The organism is Kaistella polysaccharea, assembly GCF_020410745.1.
GTDB classification, from domain to species: Bacteria; Bacteroidota; Bacteroidia; order Flavobacteriales; family Weeksellaceae; genus Kaistella; species Kaistella polysaccharea.
This window is the reverse complement of record NZ_CP084528.1, coordinates 130453-145370: the sequence shown is the minus strand read 5'-3', so window position 1 is coordinate 145370 and position 14918 is coordinate 130453. Positions and strand designations below refer to the sequence as shown.

The 14918-nt window shown below is 35.9% G+C and carries 15 protein-coding genes; 4 read left to right on the top strand and 11 right to left on the bottom strand.

Annotated elements, in window-relative coordinates; genetic code table 11:
* Positions 1-17 precede the first annotated feature (17 nt).
* The 5 genes from LC814_RS00615 to LC814_RS00595 all read right to left on the bottom strand — a co-directional run bounded on the left by LC814_RS00615 (position 18) and on the right by LC814_RS00595 (position 4863).
* Positions 18-647 (bottom strand): DUF5683 domain-containing protein, encoded by a 630-nt coding sequence (locus LC814_RS00615; protein WP_226064419.1) that lies wholly within the window; start codon positions 645-647, stop codon positions 18-20.
* Entirely contained in the window at positions 647-1534 is an 888-nt protein-coding gene (locus tag LC814_RS00610) for a ParB/RepB/Spo0J family partition protein (protein ID WP_226064418.1), read from the bottom strand. The genes LC814_RS00615 and LC814_RS00610 overlap by 1 nt, the downstream gene beginning before the upstream one ends.
* 56 nt (positions 1535-1590) lie before the next feature.
* Positions 1591-2364: a ParA family protein gene (locus LC814_RS00605; protein ID WP_226064417.1), complete on the bottom strand. Its 774-nt coding sequence runs from the start codon at positions 2362-2364 to the stop codon at positions 1591-1593.
* 167 nt (positions 2365-2531) lie between these two features.
* The gene (locus tag LC814_RS00600) at positions 2532-3353 is read right to left on the bottom strand and encodes an energy transducer TonB (protein WP_226064416.1); all 822 of its coding nucleotides are present in this window, start codon (positions 3351-3353) and stop codon (positions 2532-2534) included.
* A 223-nt stretch (positions 3354-3576) separates the two neighbouring features.
* Entirely contained in the window at positions 3577-4863 is a 1287-nt protein-coding gene (locus LC814_RS00595) for an adenylosuccinate synthase (protein ID WP_226064415.1), read from the bottom strand.
* Positions 4864-5017: 154 nt separating this feature from the next.
* On the opposite strand from LC814_RS00595, the gene LC814_RS00590 reads away from it, so the two are divergent.
* The 4 genes from LC814_RS00590 (at position 5018) to LC814_RS00575 (ending at position 8849) form a co-directional block, all read left to right on the top strand.
* Entirely contained in the window at positions 5018-5572 is a 555-nt protein-coding gene (locus tag LC814_RS00590; RefSeq protein ID WP_226064414.1) for a phosphoribosyltransferase, read from the top strand.
* Between the two features lie 13 nt (positions 5573-5585).
* A complete protein-coding gene (locus LC814_RS00585) occupies positions 5586-6185 on the top strand; it encodes an adenylate kinase (protein ID WP_226064413.1) in 600 nt (199 codons plus the stop codon).
* A gap of 54 nt (positions 6186-6239) precedes the next feature.
* Positions 6240-7223 carry a GTPase ObgE gene (gene obgE, locus LC814_RS00580; protein WP_226064412.1) on the top strand — a complete coding sequence of 328 codons (984 nt, stop codon included), beginning with the start codon at positions 6240-6242 and terminating at the stop codon, positions 7221-7223.
* Positions 7224-7592: 369 nt separating this feature from the next.
* Positions 7593-8849 carry a DEAD/DEAH box helicase gene (locus LC814_RS00575; RefSeq protein WP_226064411.1) on the top strand — a complete coding sequence of 419 codons (1257 nt, stop codon included), beginning with the start codon at positions 7593-7595 and terminating at the stop codon, positions 8847-8849.
* 66 nt (positions 8850-8915) lie between these two features.
* Here the strand turns inward: LC814_RS00575 and LC814_RS00570 are convergent, their stop codons facing one another.
* The 6 genes from LC814_RS00570 to LC814_RS00545 form a co-directional block, all read right to left on the bottom strand.
* Positions 8916-10037 carry a 1-acyl-sn-glycerol-3-phosphate acyltransferase gene (locus LC814_RS00570; RefSeq protein ID WP_311135714.1) on the bottom strand — a complete coding sequence of 374 codons (1122 nt, stop codon included), beginning with the start codon at positions 10035-10037 and terminating at the stop codon, positions 8916-8918.
* Between the two features lie 9 nt (positions 10038-10046).
* The gene (locus tag LC814_RS00565; RefSeq protein WP_226064410.1) at positions 10047-10811 is read right to left on the bottom strand and encodes a TatD family hydrolase; all 765 of its coding nucleotides are present in this window, start codon (positions 10809-10811) and stop codon (positions 10047-10049) included.
* A 170-nt stretch (positions 10812-10981) separates the two neighbouring features.
* Positions 10982-11932, bottom strand: a complete 951-nt coding sequence (locus LC814_RS00560; protein WP_226064409.1) for a GSCFA domain-containing protein — start codon at positions 11930-11932, stop codon at positions 10982-10984.
* Positions 11933-11985: 53 nt separating this feature from the next.
* Entirely contained in the window at positions 11986-12957 is a 972-nt protein-coding gene (locus LC814_RS00555; RefSeq protein ID WP_226064408.1) for a polyprenyl synthetase family protein, read from the bottom strand.
* A 110-nt stretch (positions 12958-13067) separates the two neighbouring features.
* Positions 13068-14210, bottom strand: coding sequence for an inorganic phosphate transporter (locus tag LC814_RS00550; protein WP_226064407.1), 1143 nt, complete (start codon positions 14208-14210; stop codon positions 13068-13070).
* Between the two features lie 30 nt (positions 14211-14240).
* Positions 14241-14879: a DUF47 domain-containing protein gene (locus LC814_RS00545; RefSeq protein ID WP_226064406.1), complete on the bottom strand. Its 639-nt coding sequence runs from the start codon at positions 14877-14879 to the stop codon at positions 14241-14243.
* Positions 14880-14918: the final 39 nt, after the last annotated feature.

The window sequence follows — 14918 nt, the reverse complement described above, 5'->3', positions numbered from 1 at the left end:
TTTTCAATTTTAATCAATTAAAAATTATAACTTAAACTAAGACCTGGTTTAGAACTCGCTTTTCCAAACTCGTCGAAGATAATTGTAGGCTTCACCGCAAGATCTGGATCTTTTCTACCTTCATAAAGGTGAGCATCAACTACTGCATCAACAATATTTAAAATGTAAACCAGACTCGTAACGGCAATTGCGTAATCACGCTGCCTTTTTACGCGGTCTTGCGTGCGGCCTAAAACTTCTTTTGTTACGCCGGGAATGTCGGAAAACTCGTGTTGCTGACCATTTAATTCGGCAATAAAAGCATTTCGGTATCTGTTATATTGTTTCTGGTTCCAAAGTGTGATTCCTACGCCAGTTCCAATTGCTCCCCAAACGATGGGAATTTTCCAGTATTTCTTGTTATAATATTGCCCTAAACCTGGTAAAACTGCCGAATATAAACCAGCTCGTGTAGGATTAAATTTCATTGCTTTTTGTGGAGCATTCGAAGTTTTAATATCTGAATACACTTCTATCTCAGACGGCGTTTTCACTGTGGAAACAGAATCCGTAGGATAATTTTCTACACGAATTGTATCCTTCGGGCTGATTTGCGCGAAAATAAAAGTGGAAAATAAAAGGAGAAAAAAGACAATGGATTTTTGCATCAATTAAAATGTGAAAGAATTTGTTCCAGCTGTTCTTCATTTTTAAAATCCAGCACAATTTTACCTTTTTTCCCGTTTGCTGCAGTTTTAATTTCAACCTTCACTTCTAAGATATCAGAAAGGTTTTTCTCAGCTTTCTTATAATAATTTGGTAAAACAGAAGCTTTTTTTTGAATACTGGTCTTCGGATTTTTAAGTCCTGCCGCTTCTTGTTCAGTTTGGCGAACACTTAAATTATCGGCTAAAATCTTTTTAAATAAATTCTGCTGAAGCGCAAGTTCATCAATACTAACCAACGCGCGACCGTGGCCTGCGGAGATTTCTCCACTTCGTATCGCATTCTGAATATCTGGTGATAACCGCAATAATCGGATAGAATTTGTAATGGTACTTCTTTCCTTTCCAATCCTTTGACTTAAATTTTCCTGTGTTAACCCAATTTCTTCTAATAAACGCTGATAAGTTAAAGCAATTTCGATGGCATCAAGATCTTCTCTCTGTATGTTTTCTACCAAAGCCATTTCGAGCAATTCCTGATCATTAACCAACCGAATATAAGCCGGCACACTAGAAAGACCTGCCAATTTACTTGCGCGGTATCTTCTTTCACCAGAAATAATGATGAACCGATTGCCTTCTTTTCGCAAAGTAATCGGCTGTATTAGACCAAGATTTTTTATAGACTGTGCTAAATCACTTAAAGCTTTCTCGTCAAAATAAGTACGTGGCTGCGACGTATTTGGATCAATGTCGTCCAGAGAAACCTCCATGATATTTCCCACAAATTTATCTGCACCCTCATCTGTGGCCGAGTTTACTGACGCTTTAGATTCTGCACTTAAAATTGCACCTAAACCGCGTCCCATTGCTCTTTTTTTGTCTTTCATTATATAATATTTTGTGAACTCCTGCATAATACCAGAATCCAACGTACAAAATAGTTTTAAGTATTAATTAAATTTTCATTTTTGAGTAAAACCTCTTCTGCCAATTGTAAATACTGAATGGCACCTTTGCTTTCGGCATCATAATTTAAGATGCTTTCTCCAAAACTGGGCGCTTCACTTAAACGAACATTTCGGCTGATAATCGTTTCAAAAACCATTTCCGGGAAATGCAGATGTACCTCTTCTACAACCTGATTTGATAAGCGCAATCGCGAATCGAACATGGTCAATAGTAAACCTTCAATATCCAGATCTTTGTTGTGAATTTTCTGTACATTTTTAATGGTATTTAATAATTTACCTAAACCTTCCAATGCGAAATATTCACATTGAATCGGAATAATTACAGAGTCTGCAGCTGTTAAAGCATTTATCGTAATTAACCCTAAACTCGGCGCGCAGTCGATAATGATGTAGTCATATTGATCCCGAATGGAAACCAATGCTTTTTTGAGCATATATTCTCTACTCACGCGGTCAACCAATTCAATTTCTGCAGCGACCAAATCAATATGAGAAGGGATCATATCCAGATTTGGTGAAGCAGTTTTTTGAATACACCGTTCGGCTTCCGCGCTGTGTTCCAATAAATTATATGTTGAGAATTTAGATTGTTCGATACCCAAACCCGAAGTTGCATTTGCCTGTGGATCTGCATCTATCAGAAGAATTTTCTTCTCCAAGACGCCGAGAGCTGCAGCCAGATTTACAGCCGTGGTGGTTTTTCCTACGCCGCCCTTTTGATTTGCAACTCCTATGATTTTCGCCATTATAAAAAATTTAATTTCCAAAAATACACTTTTTTATCATTTTTTAAGGGATGACAAACGTGAATATAAAGTTAAAGTATTGCTAAATAGTGCTTTATCCCCTCAAAAAATTATCCACAAAAGTGAATCTTTTGTGGATAAGTCTTATAAAATTATTTATTGCTCTCTTATTCAAATTGCATTGAAATGGGGAATTTAAAATAGCTCCTCACATTTTCGCCATTAATCTTAGCCGGAACCCATTTTCCTTTCACCGATTTAATCGTTTTTTCAGCTGCACGATTGAAGTCAGCATTTGGACCGGACGCTTTAACTTCACTGATAGTACCATCTCTTTCCACAATGAAAATAACGGTGGTTCGTACTACTTCGCCGGTTCCTTCCATTACCGACGTGTCAAAATTATTTACAACTTTATTCCGAAAAGAGTTAATACCACCATTAAAAACAGCTTCCACATCAACATGTGTCTTTGGGGTATTATCCACTGGTTTTGGCGCTGCGATATCGGGACTTTTTCCCGGAACTGTCGTAATGGTGGGAAGTTGATAGTTGATTTCTGGCGGTGTTCCAACAATATTTTCAGTTCCAACAATCGCGGTCTCATAGTCTTTTTGCTTCGGCATTACGGTTTCCACTTTAGCATCTCTTGTTGGCGTCGCAATTCTTGAATCAATCGTATTAACCAAAGATTGAGCCGGTGGTTTTACCTGAACTATGACCGGTGGTTCGTCAAACTGATCAACATTGTGCATATCTCCTGGGGGCAAAAATGTTGGTGTCTTAACAATCTCGGGAGTTTTGAAAGCGTTGATTGCCAAAGGCGTGATTGCTAAGAGTGCAAATAGACCTATTCCCAAAAACATGGATTTGGTTAATATTCGGTCGGCATCATTTCTCAGCACATAAGCGCCGTAATTTTTGTTTCGGTTCTCGAAGAGGATTTCGTCGAGTTGGAATTCTTTGTTTTGAAGTAAATTGTTCATCATTAAATTATTTTAAAGGGTTAGGAAATTGATAATTTATGATTGTTAGTTTTTAATAAATATGTAACTTTATTAATAAATTATCAAAATTTAGGCCATTACTTTAACAATAATTAAGTAAAGTAATTCAAAACATAGCATATAAATAATTTTAACTTAAAACGCAAAAAAGCCACTCAAACAGAATGGCTAATATTGTTAAAAACTCGAAAAGATTACTTTTTAGTTAAAATAATTCTTTTCTAATAATATTTTGACTTCTTTCCGGACCAACAGAAACCAAATACACATTAATTCCCAAATAGTTTTCGATAAATTCTATATATTTTTTAGCATTTACAGGAAGTTCATCGTACGATCGGGCGTGGGTAATATCTTCTTCCCAACCTTCCAACTCTTCATAAATAGGTTCGTAGTTGTATAATTTTGTAGTTGAAGATGTAAAGTAATCGATTATTTTCCCGTCTTCAGTTTTGTACTTTGTAGCAATTTTTAGCGGTGAAATTCCTGAAAGAACATCGAGTTTTGTAATAACTAAATTGTTAATTCCATTAATCATAGTTGCATGTTTTAATGAAACGAGATCTAACCAACCCGTTCTTCGTGGTCTTCCTGTTGTCGCACCAAATTCAAAACCAATCTTTCTAATTTTTTCACCCAATTCATTATCTAATTCTGTTGGGAATGGTCCCTCACCGACTCTTGTGGTGTAGGCTTTTGCTACGCCAATCAGATTTTGTAAACTTGTGGGCGGAACACCTGCTCCGGAACAAACGCCACCAGTTGTGGGCGAAGATGAAGTAACATAAGGATAAGTCCCGAAATCAATATCGAGCATGGCAGCTTGCGCCCCTTCGAATAAAATATTTTTGCCGTCGTGAATGGCTTGGTTTAATTCAACTTCAGTATCAACAATTCGATCTTTCAGTTTTTGCCCCAATTCCAAAAATTCGTTAAAAATTTCATCAAATTCTAAAGTGGGTTTTTCAAAATACTTCTCAAAAAGTGAGTTTTTGCTTTTAAGATTCTTTCTAATCTTTTCGGACAAAACTTCAGGATTCAGCAAGTCAACCATGCGAATGCCGACTCTAGCAATTTTATCTTCGTAACATGGGCCGATTCCTTTTTTGGTGGTGCCAATGTAAGTTCCCTCCTCTTCTTCCTCACGATAAGTATCGAGTAAAATATGATACGGCATAATCACGTGCGCTCTTCTGCTGATAAAAACGTGATCTGTTCGCATTCCTTTTGCTTCGAGTTGGCCGATTTCCTTCAAAAATGCTTTAGGGTTTACAACAACTCCGTTCGCAATAATGCATTTACCTTTACATTGCAAAACGCCCGAAGGGAGCAAATGCAAAACAAATTTTTCTTCACCTGCATAAACAGTGTGTCCCGCGTTATCGCCTCCTTGAAAACGCACAACATAATCAGATTTTGCTGATAAAACATCCGTAATTTTACCTTTGCCTTCATCGCCGTATTGAAGACCAACCACAACATAAGTTGCCATATTTTACTTTTTTATTAGATTTCTACAAAAATAGATTTAAAAATAAAGGTGAACAAAATTTAAACATGATATTTCTGATAATAGCTGTAAGTGAATACCTTCGAGGAACTTCACTTTCGAATAAATTCCGTAAATTTGCGCTTTAGAAAACCATATGAAAGTAGTTAAAATTCACGATAAAGAATTCGTACCCTATCTTAAAAACGACGAAATTCAATCGATCATAAAAGATCTCGCCCTGAAGGTTTATGAAGATTACAAAGATGAGACGCCAGTTTTCATCGGAGTTTTAAACGGAGTTATCATGTTTTTCTCTGACTTTCTGAAGCACTATCCAGGTAAATGCGAAATCGCTTTCATCCAAATGAGTTCTTATTCAGGAACTACTTCTACGGGAATAGTTTATAAAAAAATGGATTTAACGAAAGAAGTTGAAGGCCGTCACATTATCCTCATGGAAGATATCGTGGATACCGGAAATACCATAGAAAGTCTGTTTGAATATTTTAAAAATACGCAGCGCCCAAAATCGTTACGAATTGCCTCTTTACTTCTGAAACCAGATGTTTATAAGAAAAAATTCAAGATCGATTATGTTGCGAAAGAAATTCCAAACAAATTCGTCCTCGGTTATGGCCTTGATTATGATGAATTAGGAAGAAACCTTCCCGATTTATATCAACTGGCAGAAGGAAGAATTAATCACTAAAAAATCTGATACAATGATAAACATCGTTCTCTTCGGTCCTCCCGGAAGCGGAAAAGGTACACAAGCGCAGAATTTAATTGAAAAATTTAATTTAAAGCAAATTTCAACTGGTGATCTATTTCGTTACAACATGAAAAATGATACCGAGTTGGGCAAACTGGCAAAATCATACATCGACAAAGGAGAGCTCGTTCCAGATCAAGTAACTATTGATATGCTGACTGATGAACTTAGAAAACCATGTAATGCAAAAGGCTTTATTTTCGACGGATTTCCCAGGACCGCAAATCAAACTGAAGCTTTGGAAAATATTGTGAAGGAAGTTTTGAACAGTTCAATCGACATTTGCCTTTCTCTCGTGGTTGATGATAAAATGTTGGTTGAAAGACTTTTAAAAAGAGGGGAAACAAGCGGAAGAACAGATGATTCTAATAAACAAATCATCACTCACCGAATCAAAGAGTATTACGCTAAAACTGCGGAGGTTGCAGAACTTTATAAGCAGCAGGGCAAATATGTAGAAATTAATGGAGTTGGCGATATTGAAGAAATCTCCGAGAAACTTTTTGCGGAAGTTGCAAAATTAAATAACAAATCGTCTTTGCAGAATTAAGGAAATTTCTTAAATTTTTAGAAATTCCAATTCAGCAACAAACAAAGAAATAAAATGTCAAATTTCGTAGATTACGTAAAAATCCATTGTAAAAGTGGACATGGAGGTGCAGGATCAGCGCACCTTAACCGGGAAAAATATGTTCCTAAAGGTGGACCAGATGGTGGAGACGGTGGCCGCGGTGGTCACGTAATTTTGAAGGGAGATTCACACGAGTGGACTTTACTTCCCCTAAGATATACACGACACATTAAAGCCGAGCGGGGCGTAAACGGAAGCAAAAACCAGTTAACCGGCGCGTACGGCGAAGATGTTTATATTGAAGTTCCCTTAGGAACTATTGCAAAGAACGAAGATGGAGAAGTTGTTGCCGAAATTTTAGAACACGGTCAGGAAATTATTCTGATGCATGGCGGGAAAGGTGGGAAAGGAAATGAGCATTTTAAATCATCAACGAATCAAACTCCCAGATATGCACAACCGGGATTGCCGGGGGAAGAAGGTTATATTACTTTTGAATTAAAGTTATTGGCTGATGTTGGTTTAGTAGGATTTCCAAATGCTGGAAAATCAACACTACTTGCTGCAGTTTCTGCTGCAAAACCAAAAATCGCCGATTATGCATTTACAACGCTGACACCAAATTTAGGAATTGTAGATTATCGAAATTACAAATCTTTTGTAATGGCAGATATTCCAGGAATTATAGAAGGTGCTGCAGAAGGAAAAGGTCTCGGACACCGATTTTTGCGACATATTGAAAGAAATTCGATCTTATTATTTATGATTCCGGCCGATTCGGAAGATCATTTTCAGGAATTTAAAATTTTAGAGAATGAATTGAAAGAATACAATCCAGAACTTGTTGATAAAGATTATATAATTTCTGTTTCTAAAGCAGATTTGCTGGATGACGAATTAAAAGTTGAAGTTGCGAAAGAATTTCCCGAAAACAGACAGCCCCTTTTCTTTTCAGCAGTAACCCAAGAAGGTTTAGTCGAACTGAAAGATGCAATATGGAAGAAACTTCACGGATAGTATTTCATTTATATAAAATGATGATAGATTTACTTTTGGTAAGTCTATTTTTTTTAGATAAAATATCAAATTAGCGAAGTGAGATCTCCCTAGATCAAAATCCACAGAATATAAATTATTTTTGATGATATTAAGACCAATCAAAGCTGGTCTAAAATTGAATAATTCACAAATAAACATTACTAAAAATAATTAAACTATATTTGCAGAACTAAATTCCTTCTTCGCGGAAGGTTTTTTTATGGACGTAGTCATTCTAGATGAATCCGCTTCCCTGCGGAACTGAAAACTTAAAAGGTTTTTTTACTTCATTTTCTTCGTTTCATATATAGAATGACACGAGTTTCATTTTAATTAAAAACATTTCATTTGAACTTTACCGACTTAAACTTAATTGATCCTATCGCAAAAGCGCTTAAGGAAGAGGGTTACACCCAACCAACACCTATTCAACAAAAATCGATTCCGCATATTTTACAAGGCAGAGATTTATTAGGAACTGCCCAAACAGGAACCGGAAAAACTGCAGCATTTGCAATTCCCATTCTTCAAAATCTAGCTGTAAAAAACCAAAAAAATAATCACATCAAAGTTTTGATTTTAACTCCAACAAGAGAGTTAGCCATTCAAATTGATGAAAGTTTTAAATCTTACGGAAGACATTTAAAACTGAGAAATTTAGTTGTTTTCGGTGGTGTTAAACAAGCAGCTCAAGAAAACGCTTTGAGAAGAGGCGTAGATATTTTAGTAGCAACACCAGGAAGATTACTGGATTTTATATCTCAAGGAATTATTTCATTAAAGCATTTAGAAGTTTTCGTTTTAGACGAAGCCGACAGAATGCTGGATATGGGATTTGTCCACGATGTGAAGAGAATTATTAAATTACTTCCACCAAAAAGACAAACCCTATTCTTCTCGGCAACGTTCCCGGAAGAGATTAACAAATTGGCGAGCTCAATGCTTACCAATCCGATTCAGGTTGAAGTTGCACCAGTTTCTGCAACTGCAGATACCATTCAACAAAAGGTTTATTTCGTTGATAAAAACGATAAACTGGACCTTTTGACGCACATTCTTCAGCAAGACATTAAAGAATCTGTGCTTGTATTTTCAAGAACCAAACACGGCGCTGATAAAATCGCAAGAAAGCTACAGAGTCATAAAATATCCGCCGAAGCGATTCATGGAAATAAATCACAGAATCAACGTCAAAATGCGCTTTCAAATTTCAAATCTGGAAAAACACGAATCTTAGTTGCCACCGATATTGCAGCCAGAGGAATCGATATTGATGAATTGAAATATGTCGTGAATTTTGAATTATCTGATGTATCGGAAACTTACGTTCACCGTATTGGTAGAACAGGAAGAGCCGGTGCCGAAGGAAGTTCAATTTCTTTCGTTGACGGTCTTGATTTATTAAATCTAAAGAACACCGAGAAACTAATCGGTAAGAAAATTCCGGTTGAAAAAGAACATCCTTTCCATACTGAGAATTTAGTTGCGGAGAAAAGAGATTCTAATAACAAACCTTTCAGACCAAGACCTCAAGGCCAAGGGAATGCAAGTAACAGTCATAGTAAGAAGCCTAACAATAAGAGTAATTTTTCGAGAGGGAAATAGGTTGTTGCTAAAAAACATTTGCCACGAACTCGCGAATAAATCATTTGTGAATTCGTGGCAATTTTTTTATAGATTGTTTTTGTTAAAAACGGGATTTGCATACATTTCCAAAAATGCTTGATTCATACAATGATTATTTTCACCAATGCTTAAATTCATTCTTTTAATAAAGAATTGCCTTTCCTGTTCAGTATAATATTTAGAATATAGGGTGCTATTTTTCAGTAAATCTGCAGCAATATAATTACTTGGCCAAAGTTTGTAACCCTCTACAATTTTTTTGGTTAAAACCTCTGCCAACTTCTGTATTTGCTTATTAGAATTGGAAACCGAGTTTTCAATATCCGTGTAAATCTCATCTTCAATCTTGCCAAAATGCAGGTGAATTCTTTTCTTTTGGCCAGAAACTCCCGTCATAATATTAAGAAAATCTTCGTTTTTGTGCTTTTCTTGATTCAGATCATCAGCGCACATTTTTTCAACTTTCAGTTTGTCTGTCGGGTCTAACTCATACGAAATAGAAACAGGAACTACTTTTAATTTTTTAAAATATTGACAAGGTTTACTTTGCGCATCAAACATAGAAATCATTTTCAAAACGCCAGCTTGGGTGAAATCATTACCATCTTTAGCACGACCTTCCCGCTGCGCAATCCAAACCGAGCGATATTCACTGGTTAATAATTGGAAAATATATTCAGATAAAAGTTTGCTATTTTCTATAAGCTCCCGTGGCGCAGCACTCCGTTTTACAAAAAAATTCCGGTTTAATTTTGCCAAAATAAGGTATAAATCTCTTTGCACCAAATTATCTCCAATAACCGATGCTGTAAGGTTTAAACCTTTCTCTAACAAAGCAAAATTTAACAAACAGGTGTCTAAAAGAATATCCCGGTGATTGGATATAAAAAGATAAGATTCGTTTTTACTCAAATCTTCTGCTCCGGAAATAGTAAATCCATCAGAACTTGCATTTAAAACATTCTTGATACTTGGGTAAATAATGACTTTCTGAAAATCTTCGATAGAATGGATATCGCCAACAATTTGCTGTATTTCTTCATCTGAAATATTGGGAAGACTATAATGCAAAAGAAGCTTCATCATAGGATGTCGCATTATAAAGCGTATCGCAGGATTCACTTCTTCAGGATGATAAAATCTTATGCTGTCGAATTTCTCTATCATGATCTTTCTTTACCTATTAAAAATAAGATTAGCGTTATCTGTTGTAATTCTATCGATTTCCGTAAAATCCTTTCCGTAAATATTTACAAGTTTCCCAACAACCAAATCCAAATAAGAACTTTCGTTTGTTTTTCCGCGATGTGGAACAGGAGCTAAATAAGGAGAATCGGTTTCTAAGACGATTTTATCTAAAGGAATTTCCCCTAAAAATTGATCGATCTTTCCATTTTTAAAGGTGACTACTCCACCGATGCCCAAAATAAAATTCAGATCAATCGCTCGTTTTGCCTGGTCTAAATTGCCGGAAAAACAATGGAAAATTCCACGTAATTTCGGATGTTTTTTTCGGTCTAAAACTTCAAAAACTTCATCGAAACTTTCTCTGGTATGAATCACAATTGGAAGATCTTTTTCAATAGCCCAATCTATTTGCTGCTCGAAAGCTTTGACCTGGATGTCTAAAGTGGTTTTATCCCAATGAAGATCAATTCCGATTTCTCCGATGGCGGCAAACGGTCTTTTGGTTAAATAATTCTCAACCAATTTCAATTCCTGTTCCCAAGATTCCGGTTTTACATAACAGGGATGAAGTCCCATCATTGAAATTATCTGATTGGGATATTCAGTTTCTAAAGCGAGCATCTTCTCGTGCGTTTCCGAATTTATGGCTGGCAGATAAAATTTAGAAACGCCTTTATTGATGGCTCTTTCGATCATTTCATGTCGATCTTGGTCGAATTCTTCGGAGTATAAATGAGTATGTGTATCGATCATATTTCTTGATAATTGATAGTTAATAGTTGAAATCTTACATCTGTAACCTATCTTTCCAGATAAAAATAAATCGCAGCCCGACTTGAGTGGAGCTCATTTTTTTTTGCGGTGGCAGCTGCATCGGCAAAAAATAGCGGGAACGGAAGGCGGAATTATCTGCTCAAATTTTTTTAAAATATTTTATGCTTCACTTTTGCTTGCTGAACTGAGATTCTTGCTTTCAATTTCTCTAAAAATTCCTGATATTTTGGGTTCTTCTCATCTGCGGTTTTATGATCCAGAGATTTTGCTATTTTTAAATTCTCCTCGATGAAATCCATGGTTTCATCTGAAAAATAAGCGTTTCCAAACTTTTCCCAGATATACATAATCGCCTGGTTACTGGGGTGAATTAAATCTTCTTTGTAAAATCGATAGTCCCGCAGATCATCCATTAAAATTTCATAAACAGGCAAATAATGGCAGTTTTCGAACTGAGGTAAAATTTCATGCAGTGCCGTAATTAACTTCGATTTACTCAAATTATTTTCTGCGAAACCATCTTTCGTATGTCGAACGGGAGAAACGGTAAACAAAATCTGAACGTTCGGTTTTGCAATATCTTTTAAATTAACGATTGTTTCATAAATAGAATCCGTTAATTCTAAATGCGTTAACAATCTTTTTTCAAAATATTTACCGGGAATTTTATGACAGTTTGCTACGAGCTTTTTTTTCGGAAGAAATTCATAAATAAAGGAAGTTCCGTAGGTGATGACAATCCAATTCGAATTCTGCAAAAACTGATTTCCCAGTTCGATTTGGGAATTAATTTTTTCTAATGTCTGATGCAGAAATCGTGAATTAAATGATGAATGATGATCCAAAGAAATCACTTCTTCATTAAAACTAATTAAATCTACTTCTTCGTAAAACTGGGCGTTATGCAATCGTTTTACGGCAGTATTAATGGAGAAAGGGTTAAAAAGCGTGTCGAAAGGATTGTTTAAAGTTTGCATTTGACCGGTCTGCAACAAGTCGCTCATTTCCGTTGAGAAACAGGAACCCATCGAAAATAAATAATCTTCAATTTCTATTTTATGTACGGAATTTGGAATTTCTACTTCGGTCCGGAATTTCATTTTTCTCTGTGGCGTTTTGGTAATGTGAATCTTGATTAATGCAGAAGCGCCGCTTAGCTTTCTCTACGTAATAAATAATTCGCCAATTCGATAAATGGTTTTTTCTTGGCATCGGTCACGCTGATTTTGTTGAGATATTTTTGAGCCATTTCATTGTGTTCCTGAATAAGATGCAATGCTTTTTCATCAACTTTCGTACGACGGAAAATCTTTTCTACACTGTAGACTTTATCCACATTATCGGTTTTCTTGGAGTACCAGAATTCGAGTTCTTTTCTTTCTTCTTCAGTTGCGTGCTCCTTCGCTAAAAGATATAAAACGGTCTTTTTATTTTCATAAATATCTCCCGCATGTTTTTTACCGATTTGCTCTTGATTCCCAAAAACATCTAAATAATCATCCATAATCTGGAAGGCAATTCCGACATGTTTTCCGAAATTAAATATGGCTTTCGCATCTTTGAAATCTGCTCCGGCAATTAGTGCTCCGATTTCAAAAGAAGATGCACTCAGAATTCCCGTTTTATAGGTGATCATTCTGATATAATCGTTAAAAGTTACTTCTTCCTGTGTTTCGAAATTGATATCATATTGTTGACCTTCGCAAAGCAATAATCCGGTGTGAATGTAAACACGCATACAAGCCTTGTACAATTCGGGTTCTAAATTTTCGAAAAATTTAATGGCTTTAAACATTAAAGCATCGCCGGAAAGAATTCCGACATTGATGCCATGTAAAGTGTGAATAGTTGGTTTCCCACGGCGAAGCGGTGCCTCATCCATAATATCATCATGAATTAAGGTGAAATTATGGAAGAACTCAATAGCCAACGCAGGTTTTAGGGCTTTTTTCAAATCACCGTCAAACATTTCACACGCCATTAAAACCATCATCGGACGTAGTCTTTTACCACCGTGCGAAATGATATAATTCATGGGCGCGTAAAGTTCCTCAGGTTTATCTTTGAAAATATATTTCTCGATTCCCTTTGCAACCATATCCTGATATTCATCTAAAAACTGCATAAATTTCTTGTTTGTGCAAAAATACGATTTAAAATAATTCTTTGTCTATTTTAATGAATACAAAAGAGCCACTTCGGTTGAAATGGCTCTCTATTAATATCTAAGAAAATTTATCTAATGAAAGAAACTATTAAATAAGTTACTCCCGCCACAAAGGCAGAAATTGGAATGGTTAAAATCCACGCCCAAAGTAAGCTTACAGTAATACCCCAGCGAACTGCAGAAACTCGCTTTGTTACTCCAACTCCGATAATTGCACCGGTAATGGTATGTGTTGTAGAAACCGGAATACCGAAATGTTCAGAAATGAAGAGCGTAATTGCACCGGCGGTCTCAGCAGCAACTCCTTCAAGTGGTGTTACTTTCGTAATTCGCGTTCCCATAGTTTTAACAATTTTCCAGCCACCACTCATAGTTCCTAAGGAAATCATTAAGAATGATACAAAGGGCACCCAAAAGTAATGTTCTACGAAATAATTAAACTGATGCGAACTGTCCAAAGCTAGATAAACAGGATCCTGTAAAGTTTTGGTGTGATGAAATATAATCGCCGCACCAATAATTCCCATTACTTTCTGAGCGTCATTTAGACCGTGACCTAAACTGAATGCAGCAGAAGAAAACAATTGTAATTTCTTGAAAACATTATCAGCTTTACGGGGACTCGAGTTTTTCGAAACATTTACGATAAACAAGGTGATTATAATTGAAATCACGGATCCGATTAAAGGTGCTAAGAATATGAACAAGAAAATAGGAATTACCTTCTCGTACTTCACTACATTCTGCGTGAATAATTGCTTAAAGGCCAGTATCAGCTGATCAAAAAATCCCATGTCTGGATTTGCCAGAGCTATAACGTGAAAATCTGAAACGAGTGCATACATTAAAGCTGCACCTAAAAAACCACCAATTAAGGTATGCGATGAGGATGAAGGAATCCCAAACCACCACGTTAATAAATTCCATAAAATAGCGGCGATCAACCCGGAAAATATAACTTCAAGATTAATGAAATTCTCGTTGACCGACTTTGCTATGGTATTACCGATCTTAAATTCGCCGATAACATAAGCAGCGATAAAAAAAGCAGCAAAGTTCCAGACTGCAGCCCAAAGAACTGCCTGAAATGGGGTTAAAACTTTTGTGGAAACAATGGTCGCAATCGAGTTTGCGGCATCATGAAAACCATTGATATAGTCAAATATTAAGGCTAATACAATGATGATGATTAATAGAATTGGTAAATCCATTCTTTTTTTTATAATAAATTAGGGAATAGATTATGCGTATTTAATCAAAATACTGTCAATCGTATTTGCAACATCTTCAGCTTTATCAGTTACTGTTTCCAGATATTCTAAAACTGCTTTAATTTTCATAATCTTAATGGCATCATTGCTCTCAAACAATTTTACAATCGCCTGACTTAATACATCATCAGCAATATTTTCGAAAGAGTTGATTTTAATACAAGATTCCTTTACTGCTTTTGGATCTTTGAAATCATTTAGGTTTCTAAGAGCTACCTGAATTTCAAGACAAGACTTATAGATCAAAAGTGTAAATTCGGTATAAGCAGGATCCAGAGGCGCTTTGTACAGATAAATGTACTTCGCAGAAGCATACATAAAATCTGCAATATCATCCAATCCGCTTGCTAAATGGCTGATGTCTTCTCTGTCGAATGGTGTAATGAAATTTTCACCCAACTGTACGAAAATTTCGTGGGTTAAATCATCCATTCTATGTTCGTAATCACTCATGTGCTGCAACATCGTATCATCGTTGATATCGAAGTCTAATAAACTTTCGTGAAATTCTTTAGACATGGCTACAAGCTCTGCAGCAACTTTTTCAAACAGTACAAAAAACACTTTGTCTTTCGGCTGGAACATTTTAAAAATATTTCCGATTCCCATTGTTATTCATTTAGAGATTAGTGCTGCAAATTTCGGAAA